Origin of the sequence: Aquicoccus porphyridii (assembly GCF_008369105.1) — a bacterium.
Classification (GTDB): Bacteria; Pseudomonadota; Alphaproteobacteria; order Rhodobacterales; family Rhodobacteraceae; genus Aquicoccus; species Aquicoccus porphyridii.
Window position 1 is genome coordinate 15,956 of the sequence record NZ_VINQ01000006.1, and the last position, 18,390, is coordinate 34,345.

Sequence of the window (18,390 nt, forward strand, 5' to 3'; positions counted from 1 at the left end):
ACCGGACTGTCCGGTTCAGCGGACAGGTTCGACGGCGGTGCCGATCACCCGATCCGCCAGCAGACTGACATGCGGATCGCCCTTGGCGAGATAATCGTCCAGCTGATCTTTCAGCCAATAGGGCGGATAGACCACTTTGTTGGTCACCGGACGGGCATGATAGCAATAATCCAGCGCAAACCGGCCGTTTGACATGTAATCCAGCCAAAGCGCGGCGCGCGCGCGCATTTCGGGATGCGGATCAACCGGTGCCTCGAACCGCAGCATCTTGTGGTAATGTTCGGTCGAGCGCGGCACATGGTGCTTCACCGGGTAATCAATCGGCCCAAAGTGATTGGCCTGGATACACGGGATATTGAGCAGCGACATTTCGATCGCCACCGTACCGTTATAGATCACGCCCAGATCGGTAAAGCGGCTGAGCGCCGTGATGTCGAACCAGCGGTGCCCCAGCTTGACGACATTGTCAGGCAGGTCATCGGGCAGAAGATCAAAGAAATACTGGTTGAGATAAGTGGCGATCTCTTCGTTCAACTCGTGCGGATGTGGTTTGATCAGAAGAAGCGTGTTCGAGTCGCGAACCGCATCGACGCTGTCCAGCAACCATTCCTTGAAATCCGCATGGGCCGGTCCGCCATCAAAGGGCACGGCGCTGTCACAGACCACGCGCCCGAACAGACAGGCAACCTTGCCACCCTTGGCGCGCCACTCGTGGATACGGGCTTCGCATTCCGCGGCATCGGGATCCATCTCCTTGACCGGTCCGGAGGTCCGCTTGGCGGTGGCGATATGCTCCACCCGCGCGATGATTTCCTCGGCCCGCTCGTAATTCGCCTGGTAGTAATCCTCGAAAAACGCGGGACGCGGGAACGACGCCGAGCGCACTTCGGGAAAGGCGGTGACGTTGCGGATCACGCAGCGGGTAGAGATTTCGTGACTGAAATTCGCAAAATAATTCTCGTACCCGTTGGCGGTCTGCAAGGCGAAGAACGTCTCCGGATCGCCGACTTTTTCGCAATAGAGCCGGAAGAGCGTGTCGGGCAGACGGGAATTGAACAACGCGGCAAAGCCCGCGCGAATATTTTGCTCGGGCAGTCGGGAATGGGCGAAAACGGTGGCCCGGGCCGCCAGTTCCGTCCAGTCGCAGAGTTTCTGCAATGTGCTGGTCAGCGCCGGACAGGAAAAATCCACATCATAGGCGCGGCGGTTGATACGGGCATCTTCCATCAACGAGTGATGGAGATTGAGCCCCATCCACTCGATCCGCCCCTCATGCGGCGCGGCGACAAAATCCGTCAACTCGGGGAACACCTGCTCCGCCGCGGGGGACAGGCGGCATTCCAAGGTGATGCACCCCCCGAGAAGGTCGATATCCGGGTTGCCGGTGGGTTCGTTGGGCAAGAGCCCCTCGACAAGGCACTTCGCGGCCCAGCCCCGGCGGCGCAGTTCCATGAGCACGACCAGCGGATACTTGCGCAGCTGATCGACATTGCGCGCGGCAATGACCAGAACGCCCTTCGGATTCTGCGGCTGGGGCACGGCTGCAAAGGCATCGGCCGTATCGCGCAGAAAACTCAGTTCACCACGGCGGCGCAGCAAATTCCAGTGCTGGAAGGGATTGAGCCGTCCCGGATGACTCAGCAGTCGCACATGCAGCCCATCAAGCACGTCAAGCGCCCCGGCAAAGCGGCCTTGTCGTTGCAATATGTTCACGTAATAGAGCGAGCTTGCCGACTCACGTTGGGGCCCCGGGATCTTGCGGAAGGTCCGATCCGCCTCGTCGAATGCCCGCACCCAGAGGGCCCATTTGAAATAGGCCTTGATCTCGTGCGCCTTGCCCGGAACCTCGGGCAGATTGCGGCGAATGGTGTGGCTGCGCGTGACCCATTCGGGATCGTCGTCGAGCACCAGCTCCGGGAGGGCCAGCCAGATCGCGGTCTCGGGCGCACCGGCGGCGGCAAAGCTCTCGATCTGGGCCTTGATCCGCGCGACATCCGCTTCGCGTCCCAGTGTCCTGTAAGTTCTGAGGGCTGACAAGAGAATGTTGATGATGCGCACCGCTTCTCTGTCTTCCAGTTCCGCAGCGTCGACCACCACGGTGAGCGCCGCCAGATCGGCGACGATCCGGTCGATGGTCTTGTCGGCGAGTGCATAGGCCTTGTGGTAGCTGTACTGTCGCCGCACGCTCTGGCGCAGCATGTCGGCAACCGCCTTGACCTGGGTATGAAGCGTAGTCGCGGACTCGAACTCGGCAAGGCAGGCGCCGAGATAACCATCCGCGTTGCGCGCCTGTAGAAGGGGTTCCTTGAACGACACATCCCGTTCATTCTGGCTGGCGGCGCCGTTCGACTTCAGCAGGCGAGCGGAACTGCCGTCGTTGTCAATCCAGCCCATCTGTTCACGAGCAACCACATCAACCACGCGCCAGGCGTTCTTGAGCGCGGCAAAGGTCTTGTGCGCGCGGTCCTTTTCCTGTGGCGTGCTCGCCGTTTCCCTGGACAGGCGGTCCATGGCGACCTGCACGATATGACCTGCCTCTACATATTCTCCTGCCTTGGCATGCAGCGCGGCATAAAGATAAACGAGGAACGGGCTGAAGGGGGCGTGCTTCAGCGCCTTTTTTGCAGCGGTCCGCAACCGGAGACGGCCTTCCTCGTCGACCATGGCGCGTTCGATGAAGGCACCGGCCGCGCGCGGCATCGGCTTGTCGATGGCCTCGAACTGGGTGGCAATCCAGAGGACGCGTGCCAGATCGTTCTTCTTGATCCATTTGGCCAGCCGGTCCGAGAAATCCTTGTGACGGATCTTGGTGATTCTGGCAGACGAGGGACGTCCCGCAAAGGCGGCATTGATAGCCTCGCGAGTGCGCATGTTGTAGATCAGCCGATCGTCCCATAGGCTCAATATCTCGCGTGCGCGTGCCGCGCGGCCGGTCTTGAGCAGAAATTCGACACGCATCAACATTACGTTATAGCGCTGACGACGCAACGCTAATTTCAACCGGGCTACAGCTGGCTGCTGTTTAACCGTTTCCGTGCTCAGAAGTGAGGCCATGATACGTCTTATATCTTCTTTTGTTTAAGCGGGCAGCTTGAATAATTTACGTGGAAAGCAGCGTCCACAGGGCTTGGATTATGGGTCATTTACCTTTTGAACACAAGTGACACAGCACAAATGTCATGTTGCACCTTTGGCGAAAACCCTGCTATCGCTCCCCGCATAATCCGGTTGGGAAATTTGAATGTCTGTTGCGAAACCGAACGATTTATTTGGCCTCGAAGGACGGACTGCGTTGGTAACCGGCGCCGCCGGTCATCTGGGCGCGGCGATCGCCCGGGCCCTGAGCGGAGCCGGCGCAACGCTCTATCTGGCGGGGAGGCGTGTTGAACCGTTGGAAACCCTCGCCGCGGAGCTCGGGGCATCGGCCCATGTCCTGCCGCTTGATGTAACGGACAGCACGGCGATCGCCGAGGCGTTATCGGTGATCGAGGCGGACCGCGGACGGCTTGATGTGCTCGTGAACAATGCGCATTCCGGGCGCACCGGGACGCTCGAAACCGCCCGGGCCGATGATTATGCCAACGCCTTTGCCGTTTCGGTTCAATCATCTGCAGAGCTCGTGCGTCTTGGACTGCCACTAATGCGCAAGGCCGTCTCATTGGCCGGACAAGCCTCGGTGGTAAACATATCCTCAATGTATGGCATGGTCAGTCCGGACCCGGCGATCTACGGTGATAGCGGGCATAACAGCCCCCCCTATTACGGCGCGGCCAAGGCCGGCATTCTGCAATATACTCGGTATGCGGCCGTACATCTCGCGCCCGAGCGGATCCGGGTCAACGCCATTAGCCCCGGCCCGTTTCCCAAGCAGAAAGTCGCCCAGAGCATGCCTGAGCTCTGGGATGTCCTGAACGCCAAGCCCCCGATGAAACGGGTGGGACAGCCCCATGAAATCGGTGGCGCGGCTCTTTTCCTTGCATCGGACGCTTCCAGTTATGTGACCGGCATAAATCTGCCTGTCGATGGTGGATGGACGGCTTGGTAAGCAGATGAGCGCCCCAACCCGACATCGCCGCCCCGTGCGCGCCGTTCTGCAATGCCGCCTGTCATCGTCCCGCCTGCCCGCCAAGGTCCTGCTGCCACTTGCCGGTCTGCCGATTGCCGTTCTGGCCGCGAAACGCGCGATGCGCGACGGCCAGGACGTGATGCTGGCCACCTCGGTCGAGGCGTCCGACGACCTGTTGGTCAGCGAAGCCACGCGCCATGGCGTACCGGTGTGTCGCGGCCCGCTCGACAACGTTCTGGCGCGGTTTCTGATTGCGACCGAAGATCTTCCGGATGACGCGCTTTGCGTGCGCCTGACCGGAGACAACACCTTTCCCGACGCGGATTTCATTGGCACCCTGGTTGATCTTCTGGAGGCAAACGGCCTGCACTACATGGCACATGGCGGCAATCGCACGCAGTTGCCCTATGGCATGGCGGCGGAAGTCTTCGATGTCGGCACATTGCGAGAAGCGGCGGCGGCCACGACGGACCCTTTCGACCTCGAGCATGTCACGCCATGGATTCGCAAACGCCATGCCCCGAGACGGATGCCGCCCTTTCCCGGCCTTGACCGGACTTGGGGTCATCTGCGCGCCACGGTGGACACGTTTGACGATTACCAACGCGTCGCGGCCGTGTTCGAGGGCCTGACAGACCCGATCGATACCCCGTGGCAAGTGCTGGTCGAGCGGTTGCAGGCCCTGCCCGACGCTCCGACCTTCCATTTGCGCCGACAGGCCGGCGATCCGGCGGGCATGGTTCTGGGTACGGTTCAGTTGGGGCTGGCCTATGGGCGCGCCAATGCCGTGGGGCTGCCACCCGAGCACGCCGCCCACACCATCGTGCGCCGCGCCATCGACCACGGTGTCGAGGATATCGACACCGCCAGAGCCTATGGGCAGAGCGAAGCGCGGCTCGGTCGCATCCTGTCGCGGGGCCTCGCATCCCAGGCGCGCATCCTGACCAAGCTCGACCCGCTGGCGGATGTCACCAGCGACTGGCCCGCGGCCGCCGTGGCAGCACGGGTGCGCGAGAGCGTGCAGGCGTCCCTGCTCGCCCTGGGCCTCAAGCGGTTGCCTGTTCTCATGCTGCACCGGGCGGCGCATCTCGATATGGCCGACGGCATGGTGATGGAAACGCTTGAAGCACTGTGCCGCGACGGCCAGATCGGCACGTTGGGCGTATCGGTCCAGACTCCCGCCGAACTGAAGCAAGTTCTGGATGACGGGCGTATCGGCCATGTGCAGTTGCCTTGCAATCTTCTGGACTGGCGTTGGCGGGATCTGGTTCCCGCGCTGCTGGTACGGCCGGACCTTTGCGTGCATGTACGCAGCGCCTATCTGCAAGGGCTTTTGACACCGGCCGATCCACGGCACTGGCCCGTGATCGAAGGTGTCGATCCCGCCGCATTGGTGACAACACTCAGCGAGCTGGCCAAGCGGCTGGGGCGGCGGGACTGTCGCGATCTCTGTCTCGCCTATCTGCGCGGGTTGAGCTGGATCGACGGCATCGTCGTCGGTGTGGAAACGGAACCACAGTTGATGGACAATCTCGAACTGTTTCGCCGGGATGCCTTGAGCGCAAGCGAGATTGCCGAAGTAGACACCGCGCTTCCACACGTCCCAGAGGCGCTGCTCGACCCCAGCGGCTGGCCCCGTACCTGAGGTGAAGGCGAAACCCAGCGGCTTGCCCGCAAGTCAGTTCGACAAGGCGCGCAGCTCATCGGACGCGTCACGCCCGAACCCCCCGGCTTTTTCCAGCGGGGCAGCATAGCCGCCAAGCTTGGAAGTCACATATCCCGTACCGGCCACCGCCTCGGCCAGCCTGACGGCAGCGGTGACCCCGTCGATGACGAGCACGCCCGTGGTCGCCGTCAAGCTGTTGCACAGCTCGCTCATGCCAGCGCATCCCAGGATGATCGCCTCGGCGCGGTCTTCGCGTTTCGCGGCCATGATCTCCGCCGCCAAGAGCGTATTTGCCGCGCTCTGATCCTCTTCCACCGCAAGCACCGGCAGATTGATGGCACGCACGTTTCGACAGCGCCGCCCGGCGCCGTACCCATCGACCAGATCCTCGATGATCGGAATTGACCGGGGCAATGTCGTGACAACCGAAAACCGGCTGCTGAGCAGCAAGGCCACCCTCACGGATGCTTCGCATATGCCGATCACGGGTTTCACCGCCACCTCGCGCGCAGCGCCGATGCCGGGATCGTCGAAACAGGCGATGACATGGGCATCGGCGCCCCGCGCCTCGGCCGCGCGGATCTGCTCAAGCATCGGCGGAACGCAAAGCGCCTCGTCGGTATACCCCTCGATCGACGCCGGTGCCGCCACGCCACGCGTGAGGTCGATCGTGGTGCCGGTCGAGGCAACCTGACGGGCGACGCGGCCGATCTGCTGCGTCATGCCCATGCTTGAATTGGGGTTCACGACATGAATGCGCATTATCTGGACTCCACGGTTTCGCGGGATACGTGGCCGACTTCCCGCGTCGAAAGATCGGCGGGTTTCTTCAACTCGAATTGTCGGTCGGCGACGATGTAATTGTCGGCATGAAGGCGGGCCAAAGGCTGATAGGCGGAAGGGTCCACATAGCGCCCCGCCGCATCGAGACAGTCGTCGCGCACATGCATCTCGACCACCTCGCCCATGACGATGGCACGGCCGGGATAATCGATGATCCGCTCCACCCGGCATTCCATGGCGCATGGCGTTTCGGCCAGGCGCGCGGCCTCGATCTGTCGGCAGGGCGCGGCGTCCAACCCCGCGAATTCCAGTTCGTCGACATCCGCCGCGAAATTCACACCACACAGGATCATCTGATCGGCCAGCGCCAGATCGACCATGTTCACGCAGAATTCCCCGTTGCGGCGGATATTGCCGATCGTGTCCTTCTCGCTGCCGTCGGGACGGGCGCTGAAGCCGACGATGACGATTGGCGGCTCATGCGAGAAGACGTTGAAAAAACTCATCGGGGCTGCGTTGTCATGCCCGCCGGGCGAGCACGTTGTAATCAATGCGATGGGCCGGGGGCCGATGAAATTGGTCAGCAGGCGATAGCGGTCGGCCGGCTGCGACTGGGTGAAATCGAACCGCATCACGTTTCCTTTTCTTCCGGGGTTCTGGCCCGCCCTTCCGCGACGGCATGGCAACTTACGGTGGCATCGCCCCGGTCGCGCAACTGAGGCTCCTCTCTGCGGCACCTCTCGTCGGCCAGCGCGCAGCGCGGGTGGAACGTGCAACCCGTGGGCGGGTTGAGCGGGCTGGGTGGTTCCCCGCCCTGCAGTTCCCGATTCCGGTTGGGCGCGTGGATATCGGGGATCGTGCCGAGCAGCAGCCGGGAATACGGGTGCTGCGGGGCGGTGAACAGGTCTTCGGCCGGGGCCATCTCGACGATCCGCCCCAGGTACATGACCGCAATCCTGTCGGACATGTGTCGCACCACGCTCAGATCATGGCTGATGAAGAGGTAGGTCAGGCCAAGCTCTTTCTGAAGCCGCCGCATCAGGTTCAAGATCTGCGCCTGCACCGACACATCCAGCGCCGAGGTTGGCTCGTCGCAGACCAGCAACTCGGGCTCGGAGGCCAGCGCCCGCGCGATCGAGATCCGTTGCCGCTGCCCGCCCGAGAATTCATGCGGAAACTTGGCCACGTCGTCGCTGGCCAGGCCCACGATGCGCAACAGATCGTCAACCCGCTCGCGTGTTTCCTCCTCGCTTGCGCGAAGCTTCATCTCGCGGATCGGCTCGGCGATGATATCGCCGACACGCCAGCGCGGGTTGAGGCTGGATTGCGGGTCCTGGAATATCATCTGCACCCGGACCGGACGGCCCCCGGTGCCGGGGCCGAACCGGATCTCTCCGGCGGAGGTGGAATAGAGCCCGGTGACGAGCCGCGCAACGGTGGATTTGCCACAGCCGGATTCACCCACGATGCTGAAGCAACTGCCGCGCGGAATGGTGAGGCTGACATCGTTCACCGCCTTCACGTAGAGTTTTGGCTTGCGCTCGAGGACACGGTTGAGCCACGGGGCCGAGACGTCGAACTCCTTCGAGACATGGTCGATCGACAGGATGGGATCGGCAGGCGTCATTGGGTTCCTCCTTCGTGCAGGAAACAGGCGGCGCGGTTCGGGCCTGCATCGACCAGGTTCGGCCGGTCGCGGCGGCAGCGCGGGCCAGCCATGGGGCAGCGCGGGTTAAAGGCGCAGCCGCTGGGCCGACTGTTCAGCCGGGGCATCGAGCCGTCGATCTGGGTGAGGGTATCGACCCGGTCATGCAAGCTGGGGATCGCCGACATCAGCCCCTTGGTATAAGGGTGCTGCGCATTGTGTATCACGTCCTCGACCCGGCCCATCTCGACCATTCGACCGGCATACATCACCACCACCCGGTCGGCCGTTTCCGCAATCACACCCATGTCATGCGTTACCAGCATGATGCCGGTGCGGTGGTCCTTGCACAGCCGTCGCAAGAGCGTGGTGATCTGAGCCTGGATCGAAACGTCGAGCGCAGTGGTCGGCTCGTCCGCGATGATCAACTCGGGCTCGGCAGCCAGCGCCAGCGCGATGACAACGCGTTGCCGCATCCCGCCCGAGAATTGGTGAGGGTACTGCCTCAGCCGCTCCTCGGGCGCGGGGATGCCGACCTCGCGCAACAGATGCAGGGCGCGGTCGCGGGCGGCCTCCCTGGACAGATCGGTGTGCAGACGGATCGTCTCGACCAGTTGCGCCCCGACCGAGAACAGCGGGTTGAGCGCGGTCAGGGGGTCCTGAAAGATCGCACCCATTTCGCGGCCACGCACCTTGGTCAGTTCCTCTTCGGTGAGGGTATCGACGCGGCGGCCACTGACATGGATCTCGCCACCGGCGATGCGGCCCGGTGCCTCGAGCAGGCCAAGCACGGCCAGCCCGGTGATCGACTTGCCCGCGCCGGATTCACCCACGACACCCAGGATCTCACCCGGTTCGACCCGCAGCGAAACGTCGTCGATGGCCGTCAGAACGCCACGGCGCGTCGGGAATTCGACGGTCAGGTTCGACACCTCGAGTGCCGGCGCAGGGCTTGGGTCGGCGGCGCTTTCGGCGGCCTCCAACACGGTCGGGGAGTGCAACATCATCTCAGGGTCCTTCACGTCTGGCGCCCGTCCATAAGCGGGTAAGCGGGAGGAAAGATCGTTTCGAGCGCGGGATGACCCGCGGTTCGCTCGGGATATCTGGTCAAAAGGCCCTCGAACTGGGCCTGTGCCTGCGCACGGGCCCCGGCCATGTCGATGCCTGCCACTTCGCCGTCGCGCATCGACAGTCGCCCGTCGACGATGGTGGCACGCGTCACGCGGCCGGTGGCGCCCAGGATCAGGGTCTGTATCGGGTCGATTGTCGGCGCCATGGCCGCATCGCCCAGATCGAAAACGGCGATATCGGCCTTGCCACCCGCGCGCAGCACCCCGATGTCGTCGCGGCCCAGCGCCTGTGCTCCACTGATCGTGGCGGCATCCATGAAATCGGGCGATGTGCAGGCCGCGATATCGCCCTCGGCGACACGGCACAGCATCATGCCCACGGCCATGTTCAGAACCATGTCCGGCGGCGCGGTGTCGGTGCCCATGGCGATGCGGAGTCCCATGTCGCGCAGCGTGGCAAAGGAGCGCAGAACACCACCATGCCGCGCGGCGACCAGCGGGCAATGCACAACCGTCACCCCGCCCGCCGCATAGCGCCGCAGATCGTCCCCGGTCGCGACCGTGGCATGAGGCGCCAGCAGGCGGGGGGTCAAAAGGCCCATACCGTCCAGCCATTCAGGCGCGGTCTTGCCATGCAGGGCCGCGACGGTGTCGCGTTCCATCTTGCCCTGTGCCATGTGCAGGCGCACGGGGCAGTTCAACTCCTCGGCGGCATCCATCGTGCGGCGGAGAAGCGTTTCGGTGCAGGTCTCGACCCGATCCGGGGCAAGCATCGAACTGACGAGGTCATTGCCTTGCCATTTGCCGGCGAAGACAATGGCGCGGTCGAGACCGTCGAGGCCGCGGGCCTCGTCGAACTCGGGCACCATGCGACCGTCGGGCTCGAGCACCATACCGCCCGAACGATAGGCCGGGCCGAGCCAGACGCGCAGGCCAAGCTGTTGCGCGGCCTCTGCGGCGGCGTCGAACTCGGCGGTGGTTTCACCCCATTCGCGGTAGAAGAGCGAGGCGATGGGCGCGGCCGAGGTGATGCCGTTGAGCAGAAGCTGCCCAAAGGCAAAGCGTTTCTGAAAGGCCAGCTCCTCGGCCGAATACATCTCGTAAGGGCCACGGTCGACATAAGAACGCGGCCAGACGCGACCCTTTCGCTCTCCCGGCCAGTTGTCAAAGGCCAGGAGCGTGGTGTCGAGATCCGACAGCGCGTCAAGGTCGACGAAACCGGGCGCGATCAGCGCCGTGCCCATGTCGTGACGGGCGGCAAGCTCGCCCTCGAAGCGGTGGCCCACATGGATCACCCTGTCGCCTTCGATCACCACCTCGCCGTCGCGGATCAGGCGGCGCCCGGCACTCGTGTCGGCCAGCACCCATTGCGCGCGCAAGGACCAGCGGCCTGTCGGACGGGTGCCGAGCCGTATGTCGGAAAACCGGTTCACGGCGCAGCCATCAGCGTCTGACCGTCGCGCGCGGTGATATGCCCGCCCTTCACGACCAGCTTGCGCGGGGCATGGGTCACGACGGCCTGCACGACCGCCTCGCCCTCGACCAGCACGAGATCGCCGGGCGCGCCCGCCTTCAACGCGCGACGCGGTTTGCCCATCGCCACGGCGCCGCCGCCCGCGCAAATATCAAGCGCGCGCTTGACCTCGACATCCTCGCGCAGGTTGTTGCGCAGGCCCACGAACTTGGCCCGTTCCAGCATGTCGCCATTGCCATAAGGCCCCCAGGTGTCCTGTATCCCGTCATTGCCGGCGCCGATGCGGATGCCATGCGCGTCGAGTTGCTTGACCATCGGTGCGGGCGACGAGGCGGGCGCGGTGGTCATGATCGCCACGTCCATCGCGGCCAGCCGTTCCAGCATCGCCTCGACGCGCGGATAGTCCTGCATCCCGAGGCAGAAGGCGTGGGAGATCGTCACCATCCCCTTCATGTCCAGCGCCTCGGCCCGGTCGAGGATCATCTCCATCGAAAACAGGCCCAGGTCGCCACGCTCATGCAGGTGGATGTCGATGCCCTTGCCGTGCCTTTCCGCAAGGCCGAAGATGATATCCAGATGCCCCTTGGGGTCGCGATCCACGCCGCAGGGGTCGAGCCCGCCAACCAGGTTCGCACCCATGGCAAGCGCCTGGTCCATCAGTTCGGCCGTGCCCTCGCGGGTGGTCAGACCCGACTGGGGAAAGGCGACCGTCTCGATCTCGACCACATCGGCAAGGATTTCGGCGGTCTGCATCACGCCTTCGAGCGCGCGCAAGCCCCCTTGGGTGTCTATATCGATATGGCTGCGGATGAGCGTTGCGCCGAACCCTGCGGTCTTGAGCGCGTGGCGCATGGATTGAACGTGGGGGTCAAGGCCAAGGCGCTGTTTCATATCGCGCTCGTTCTCGATCATCGCCATCAGGCTCGCACCGCCCACGTCGTTCTTGTACCAGGGCCACCCCAGCAGCGACTTGTCGAGATGGGTATGCGCATCGACCAGCCCGGGCAGGGCAATAAGGCCGGTGGCATCCTCCTCCGCCACCCCGGGCGCGTCGAGACCGGGCGCGATCTCCGCGATGACGCCATCGCGGATCAGGATGTCGGCAGGTTCATCGTCCATGATGCGGACGTTCTTGATGAGCAGAGAGGTCATGTTCAGTCCTTCAGCGAAGTTTCGGGTTCAGCGCGTCGCGCAGCCAGTCGCCCAGCATGTTCACCGCGACCACCAGAATGCAAAGCTGGATCGACGGGAACAATACGATCCACCACGACCCCGAGAAGAGGTATTGATTGCCGACCCGGATCAGCGTGCCGAGCGACGGCTGGTTGGGGGGCATGCCGACGCCGAGAAACGACAGCGTCGCCTCGATCAGGATGGCAAGACCGAAATTCAGCGTGGCGGCAACGAAAACCGGCGTCAGCGTGTTGGGCAGGATATGCTTGAGCATCAGCCGCCGCGCGGGCGTCCCGACGAGGCGCGACGCCTGCACGTATTCCTTGCGCCGCTCGACCATCGTCTGCGCGCGCACCACGCGGGCATATTGCACCCAGGAGTAGAGCGCGATGGCCAGCACCAGCACCACCGCGATCCCCGCCTCGCGCAACTCGGGCGGAAGCATCGCCTGCGCGACCGAACTGACAAGGATCGCGACAAGGATGATCGGGATCGACAACAGCACGTCGCCCACCCGCATCAGGACATTGTCGACCCAGCCACCATAAAAGCCGGCGGTCAGCCCGGCGAGCACACCCACGACGAGCGACACAAGGACCGAGGCAATGCCGATGAAAATTGAAATGCGCGTGCCATAGAGAATGCCCGAGAGAATGTCGCGCCCCTGAACATCGGTGCCCAGGATATAGGGCATCTGCCCGCCCTCCATCCAGACGGGGGGCAGCTCGGCGTTCCACAGCTCCAGCGCGGCCAGATCATAGGGGTTCTGCGGCGACAGGACCGGCGCCAGAAACGCGGCGAGGATCACGAGGCCGAGCACGATGGCCGCCCCCATCGCGGATTTCGAACTCTTGAAGCTCCACCACAGGTCGCTGTCGAAGAACAGTTCGCGGCGGCTTCTGGTCTTGGGTTTGATCTTGGGTGTGGGGGCGGGGATATCGGTCATTTTTCGGCTCCACGCAGGCGGGGGTCGATCATGGCATAGGTGATGTCCACAAGGGTGTTGAGCAGCACAAAGATCAGCGCCACGATGCACAGATACGCCGCCATGATCGGCACATCGACAAAGGTGACGGCCTGGATGAACAACAGGCCCATGCCCGGCCACTGGAACACCGTCTCGGTCACCAGGGCAAAGGCGATCAGCCCGCCGATCTGCATCGCCGTCATCGTCACCACCGGCATCAGGCAATTGCGCAGCGCGTGGCGAAAATGGATGGCGCGGGCGGGGATGCCGCGCGCACGGGCGAACTTGATGAAATCCGAGCGCAGCACCTCGAGCATCTCGGCGCGCACAAGCCGCATCACCAGCGTGATCTGGAACAGCGACAGCGACAGCGCGGGCAGGATGATCGACATGCGGCCCGAATGGGTCAGCAGCCCCGTGGACCACCAGCCGATATCGACCGTCTCGCCGCGCCCGAAGGCGGGCATCCAGCCAAGCCAGACCGAGAAGATCAGGATCAGCCCGATCCCCACCACGAAACTGGGCAGCGAAACCCCGATGATCGAGGTGAATTGCATCGCTTCGGCATACCAGGTCTGTCGCCGGATCGCGGTGATCACGCCCATCGGGATACCCGCCACCAGCGAGATCAGGGTCGCCACGATCACCAGTTCGAATGTCGCGGGAAACCGTTCGGCAATCATGCCCAGCACGTCTTGCTGGTTGCGAAAGGAGATGCCGAAATCCCCCTGGGCCGCGTTACTGACGAAGGTGCCGAACTGCACGATGAAGGGCTCATCGAGGCCCAGCCGGTTACGCAATTCGTCGCGCTGTTCCTGGGTCGCCTGCTCGTTGAGCATCAATTCGACCGGGTCACCGACGAAACGAAAGATCATGAACGCGATGAAGCTGACCGAGAGCATCACGAAGATGGCATTGGCCGAGCGCTTGATCAGAAAAGCCAGCATGGCTGCCCCTTTCTCTGGAAAGATGGGCGGCACCGTGGTGCCGCCCCAGTGCGGCGGAGATTACTTGGTCACGTACCAGAGCCGCGGCTTGTTATCGGGGAACTGGGGAAAGTCCTCGAACTCGGCCGCCGCGGCCCAGGCCATGGGCTGCTGGTGCAGCGGCATCATCACGATCTCGTCGCGCGCGATCTTCAGCGCCTCGGTTTCCATCGCCAGCCGCTTTTCCCGGTCAAGCTCGACACCGGCGGCCTGGGTCAGGCGGTCGATCTCGGGATAGGACCAGTCACCCCAGTTGAACACGCCCGCATTGCCCTCCTTGCTGTGCAGCATCTGGATCAGGATCGAATAGGTGTCGAGCATCGGCAGCGTTGCCCAACCGATTGTATACACATCGGCCTGGCCATTCGCGCGCTTGGGCGTCTGTTTCGCGGTCGGCCCGATATCGAGACGGGGCTTCAACCCGATCCGCGACCACATCGAGGCGATGGCCTGGCAGAACTGCTCCTCGTTGACATAGCTTTCATTGGTGCAGACGAAATCGAACTCGAACCCGTCGGGATAACCGGCCTCGGTCAGCAATTCCTTGGCCCGGTTGACATCGACGCCCACGACCTCGTCCAGTTCCTCGGAATAGCCCGGGATGGCCGGGGCAACGAGGGTTCCGGCATTGCGCGACTTGCCGCGCATCACCTTGTCATGGATCAGCTCCATGTCCACGGCCAACTGCATCGCCTGGCGCACGCGCAGATCGTTCATCGGGTTCTCGCCGCCCGCGACCAGTTCGTCCCGACGGTTGAAGCCGAGCATCACGGTCCGCAGGTCGGTGCGTTCCAGCACCTTGAGGTTCTGCGCCGCCTGAAGCCGCGGCAGATCCTGGACCGGCGCACTGTCCACGAAATCGACCTCGCCGGAAAGAAGTGCGGCCACGCGGGTCGCGGCCGAGGAGACCGGCTGGAACTCGATCCGGGTCAGGTTGTGCTGCGGCTCGTCCCACCAGCCTTCGTTCACCGACAGGATGGTCTGCGCCTCGGGGGTGCGGGAATCGAGCTTGAAGGGGCCCGTGCCATTGGTGTTGAAGGTGGCAAAACCCTCGACCCCCGCGCTGACATCGGTGGGCTTTTCGGCGTTGTTCTCGACCAGCCATTCCTTGTCGAAGACGTGGATGTTGGTCAGATCGTTGAGCAGCAGCGGGTAAGGGCCGGTCAACTCGATGTCGATCGTGAACTCGTCGACCACCTCGGCACTCTTGTAGGCTGGCAGGTTGCCCTTGAGCGGCGAGGTCGGATCGCTCACACGCTGGAGCGATGCCAGAACGTCCTCGGCGGTGAAATCGTTGCCATTATGGAACGTCACGCCCTCGCGCAGCCTGAACCGCCAGGTGGTGGGCGAAACGATCTCCCAGGATTCCGCCAGCGCCGGCTCGATCTCGAGATCGCGGTTATAGCGGACCAGCCCTTCGTAGATGTGGTTGAGGAAATTGATCGTGTAACTGTCGCCATAGGAATAGGGGTCGAGCGACACGATGTCCCGCGGGGCACCCCACCTGACCGTTTCCGCCACGGCGCCGCTTCCGATGGTCGCGGCGATCAACCCGCCGACCAGCGCGGCTTTGGGTCCAAGTCTTGAGATCATTGTTGTTCTCCCTGTTTTGGATACGATTTCAACAGAACTTGCATCCATTTCATCTGTTCACCCCCGTTTCTCCGTTGATTCAGGGGCCGCATTGCGGTCGGAACGGCATTCCTGTCCCGACATGGGATCGGACGGTAGAAGCTGGAATTCAATGTGTCTACAAAAAATTTACATTATTGTATACATCTCAAGTATCCGATACATGGAGAAAGATTGCTGCTATCCTCCTCGCACCATTGGGCAGCATCCCGGCCGATCGAACCTTCAAGAAACCAAGTGACCAAAAACAATGTACAAATCTTCGACACGCAGCTTTCCGGTTTACGATTCATTGAGACAGGCAATTATCGAACAGGCGCTGAAGCCCGGGGTGAAACTACCCGAGGATTCCATCGGCGAGACCTTCGGCGTTAGCCGAACGATCGTACGCAATGCGCTGGTTCGGCTGGATGCCGAGGGGCTTGTCGACATTCAACCGAATCGCGGCGCGTCGGTTGCAGAACCCACGATCGAGGAAGCGTATGACATCTTCGACATGCGGCAATGTCTGGAGCGCGAAGTCATGCAGAGACTCTGCGCAATGGACCCCAAACCCATCATCAAGGCGCTGAAGGATCACCTCGCCGAGGAAGAGAAATACCTGGGCAAGGACGGGACACGCTCGATCCGGCTGGCGGGGGAATTTCATATCCTGCTTGCGGAACTGACCGGCTCGCGAATCCTTGCCAATTACGTGAACGAAATCGTCTCGCGCTGCTCTCTGATCCTGGCACGTTTTGCCCAGGCCCATTCGGCGGAATGCGGTGTCGAGGAGCACGCCGAAATCATCGAGGCCATTGCCCGCGGCGACGCGGAACGCGCAACAACGCAGATGCACAGCCACCTTCATGGCGTGCAGGACCGGGCCCTGCTCAATCCCGAAGACGATCGCACCGAGAACGTGGCGCAGATCCTGTCCCGCTACAGGCCGGAAAAATGAGCTGATGCCCGCTGGCGACGCGCGCCCCGCGACCCACCCGGGCGAGCGCCCATGGCGATTGCGCCGAAGATAGACTGTAGCCGGGAAATATTGCGGCCCTGGTTCAGCAAGTGAAACCCGACACAGGCCGACAGGATAGCGTGACATCGCAGGAGCGTGCCAGGCTCACCACACCCCGCCTCACCGCAACTGGCTGTCCTTGCTCCCACGGCGGTTGATCCCGCCACGCGCGTTCGCCGCGCCATCGCGTTCCGACGCGCAATCCACGCAAAGCTTGACCCCCGGGATCGCCTGTCGCCGCTTCTCGGGAATCTCCTCGCCGCATTCGGCGCATTCCGTCAGGCTCTCACCGACCGGCACCTTGCGCCCCTTCATCCGCGCCAGCTCATCCTCGATCGAGGCTTCGATCTGTTCGCTGACCGCACCATCCTTTGCCCAGCCACCGGCCATCGCGCCACCTCCTTGCATCCAGCATACGCCCTGCCCCGCGCCTAGATCAACCACTGCGACAGCAGCGCCACCAGCCCCGCCAGAGCGGCGAACACCGCAACAAAACCCAGCGTCCGCCGCCGGTCCTGCCGCGCCGCCAGCCCCCCGGCATAATCGAACCGCTCATAGATCACCCGCTCCCCGGGCATCCCCATATCCTCAAGCGTGTCCGACACCGCCGTCACCATCGGCCCCGGCCCGCACATCAGCACCACGCCCCGCTTGGGGTCGAGCCCGTCAAGAAGCACGCCCAGCTTGTCGCGGTCGAGATACCCGGTCGCCCCATCCCAACCCTCGCCACTCTCACTGATCAGCAGCACATCGAGATCCAGAACCTCCTTCGCCGCCTCGATCTCGTCGAGACAGGCGAAATTCTCCGGCTGCCCCACCGCATAGGCCACCCGCACCGGCCGCCTGTCCCCCCGCGCCACGAGATCGCGCAACAGCCCCATGATCGGCGCGATCCCCACGCCCCCCGCGATCAACAGAACATGATCGCCCGGGTGCCGCTCAAGCGTGAAGGTGCCATGGGGTCCGTCGATCCCGATCGCCGTGCCGGGCTGCAACTCACCCACGGTGCTTGTGAAATCTCCCGCTTCCTTGATGATCAGGCTCAGCCCCGCCCGCCTCGGACTGTCGGCGATCGAGAACGGATGATCGAAGAGCGGAAACCGTCGTCCCGCCACCGTCATCCACACGAACTGCCCGGCGCGATAGGCCAGCGCCGTGCTGCCCTTGGCGGGCTGGATGTCCAGCTCCCACACCCGGTCCGCCTTTTTCTCGACGCGGCGCAATTCCCACGGCTGGCGATGCAGACGCATCCAGCGCCAGCCATAAAGCACTGCGAATGCCAGCACGACCACCGCCCCCACGCCCCACCAGAACCCGTGCAACGCGCCCAGCGCACTCAGCCGCCCGGCGCTCACCGCGTGATGCAACCCGCCACCCAACGCCACCAGAGCAAGGATGACGTGACTGCCCCGCCATATCTCGTAACGAAAGAAATCGCGCGCCACCCCCATCGCGACCAGCAGCACCAGCGCGCCCAGCGCAATCACCCCGCTGCGCCAGTCCGCCCCGGTGAGATAGGCGGTCATCCGCTCAACCCCCCGCGCCGGATCATCAAGCCATGTCGGCCAGACATAGGCAATCGGATGCAGCACCAGCATCAGCACGACGACATAGGCCGCGATCTTGTGAAACGCCATCACCCGGTCGATGCCCATGCCGCCGGACACGGCGCGAAACCGCCCCGAGGTCAGAACCTGCACCGCCATCGCGGTCAACCCGGCAAGGCCCGGCCCCGCCCCGAACGCCTCCCACGGGTCAAGCGGCGCAGCGCGCGACAACCCGCCAATGCCGATGGGCAGCACACAGGCGACGAGATAGACCAGTGCCATCGCCCGCGCCGACAGCGCCGGCCATGGCGCCGCTGCGGGCGCCATGTCTGCGCGACTCGTCATCCTGCACGCTCCTCTTGCCGCTTCATGTCGCCAACC

15 protein-coding genes are annotated in these 18,390 nt (G+C 63.4%); 3 read left to right on the forward strand and 12 right to left on the reverse strand.

All coding sequences use genetic code 11. The annotated features are described in order from the left end of the window. Positions 1 to 15: 15 nt before the first annotated feature. Complete coding sequence (locus FLO80_RS09835; RefSeq protein WP_111367868.1) at positions 16 to 2,964, reverse strand: hypothetical protein; 2,949 nt, start codon at positions 2,962 to 2,964, stop codon at positions 16 to 18. Positions 2,965 to 3,241: 277 nt separating this feature from the next. Between FLO80_RS09835 and FLO80_RS09840 the strand changes: the two genes are divergently transcribed. Continuing rightward, positions 3,242 to 4,045, forward strand: a complete 804-nt coding sequence (locus tag FLO80_RS09840; protein ID WP_111367870.1) for an SDR family NAD(P)-dependent oxidoreductase — start codon at positions 3,242 to 3,244, stop codon at positions 4,043 to 4,045. A 4-nt stretch (positions 4,046 to 4,049) separates the two neighbouring features. Beyond that, complete coding sequence (locus FLO80_RS09845) at positions 4,050 to 5,711, forward strand: aldo/keto reductase (protein ID WP_188078259.1); 1,662 nt, start codon at positions 4,050 to 4,052, stop codon at positions 5,709 to 5,711. 33 nt (positions 5,712 to 5,744) lie between these two features. Here FLO80_RS09845 and FLO80_RS09850 read toward each other — a convergent pair whose 3' ends face one another. From FLO80_RS09850 to FLO80_RS09890, 9 genes are read right to left on the reverse strand one after another with little or no spacing between them, the layout of a single operon-like run. Further along, the gene (locus FLO80_RS09850) at positions 5,745 to 6,494 is read right to left on the reverse strand and encodes an aspartate/glutamate racemase family protein (RefSeq protein WP_111367874.1); all 750 of its coding nucleotides are present in this window, start codon (positions 6,492 to 6,494) and stop codon (positions 5,745 to 5,747) included. Further along, positions 6,494 to 7,147, reverse strand: a complete 654-nt coding sequence (locus FLO80_RS09855) for a flavin reductase family protein (protein ID WP_111367876.1) — start codon at positions 7,145 to 7,147, stop codon at positions 6,494 to 6,496. Before FLO80_RS09855 ends, FLO80_RS09850 begins: the two co-directional genes overlap by 1 nt. After that, complete coding sequence (locus tag FLO80_RS09860) at positions 7,147 to 8,142, reverse strand: ABC transporter ATP-binding protein (protein ID WP_111367878.1); 996 nt, start codon at positions 8,140 to 8,142, stop codon at positions 7,147 to 7,149. Before FLO80_RS09860 ends, FLO80_RS09855 begins: the two co-directional genes overlap by 1 nt. After that, the gene (locus tag FLO80_RS09865) at positions 8,139 to 9,164 is read right to left on the reverse strand and encodes an ABC transporter ATP-binding protein (protein ID WP_111368186.1); all 1,026 of its coding nucleotides are present in this window, start codon (positions 9,162 to 9,164) and stop codon (positions 8,139 to 8,141) included. Before FLO80_RS09865 ends, FLO80_RS09860 begins: the two co-directional genes overlap by 4 nt. Before the next feature lie 14 nt (positions 9,165 to 9,178). Next, positions 9,179 to 10,663: a chlorohydrolase family protein gene (locus FLO80_RS09870; protein ID WP_111367880.1), complete on the reverse strand. Its 1,485-nt coding sequence runs from the start codon at positions 10,661 to 10,663 to the stop codon at positions 9,179 to 9,181. Further along, the gene (locus FLO80_RS09875; protein WP_111367882.1) at positions 10,660 to 11,856 is read right to left on the reverse strand and encodes an amidohydrolase family protein; all 1,197 of its coding nucleotides are present in this window, start codon (positions 11,854 to 11,856) and stop codon (positions 10,660 to 10,662) included. The genes FLO80_RS09870 and FLO80_RS09875 overlap by 4 nt, the downstream gene beginning before the upstream one ends. Positions 11,857 to 11,866: 10 nt before the next feature. Continuing rightward, positions 11,867 to 12,823: an ABC transporter permease gene (locus FLO80_RS09880; RefSeq protein WP_111367884.1), complete on the reverse strand. Its 957-nt coding sequence runs from the start codon at positions 12,821 to 12,823 to the stop codon at positions 11,867 to 11,869. Then, positions 12,820 to 13,791 (reverse strand): ABC transporter permease, encoded by a 972-nt coding sequence (locus tag FLO80_RS09885; protein WP_111367886.1) that lies wholly within the window; start codon positions 13,789 to 13,791, stop codon positions 12,820 to 12,822. The genes FLO80_RS09880 and FLO80_RS09885 overlap by 4 nt, the downstream gene beginning before the upstream one ends. A 60-nt stretch (positions 13,792 to 13,851) precedes the next feature. Next, positions 13,852 to 15,423, reverse strand: a complete 1,572-nt coding sequence (locus FLO80_RS09890; protein ID WP_111367888.1) for an ABC transporter substrate-binding protein — start codon at positions 15,421 to 15,423, stop codon at positions 13,852 to 13,854. Positions 15,424 to 15,754: 331 nt separating this feature from the next. Between FLO80_RS09890 and FLO80_RS09895 the strand changes: the two genes are divergently transcribed. Next, the gene (locus FLO80_RS09895; RefSeq protein ID WP_246156642.1) at positions 15,755 to 16,402 is read left to right on the forward strand and encodes a GntR family transcriptional regulator; all 648 of its coding nucleotides are present in this window, start codon (positions 15,755 to 15,757) and stop codon (positions 16,400 to 16,402) included. 180 nt (positions 16,403 to 16,582) lie between these two features. On the opposite strand, the gene FLO80_RS09900 is transcribed toward FLO80_RS09895, so the two are convergent. Then, positions 16,583 to 16,852: a DksA/TraR family C4-type zinc finger protein gene (locus FLO80_RS09900; RefSeq protein ID WP_111367892.1), complete on the reverse strand. Its 270-nt coding sequence runs from the start codon at positions 16,850 to 16,852 to the stop codon at positions 16,583 to 16,585. Between the two features lie 41 nt (positions 16,853 to 16,893). After that, on the reverse strand, positions 16,894 to 18,354 hold the full coding sequence (locus FLO80_RS09905) for a ferredoxin reductase family protein (protein WP_111367894.1): 1,461 nt from the start codon (positions 18,352 to 18,354) through the stop codon (positions 16,894 to 16,896). Positions 18,355 to 18,390 lie beyond the last annotated feature (36 nt).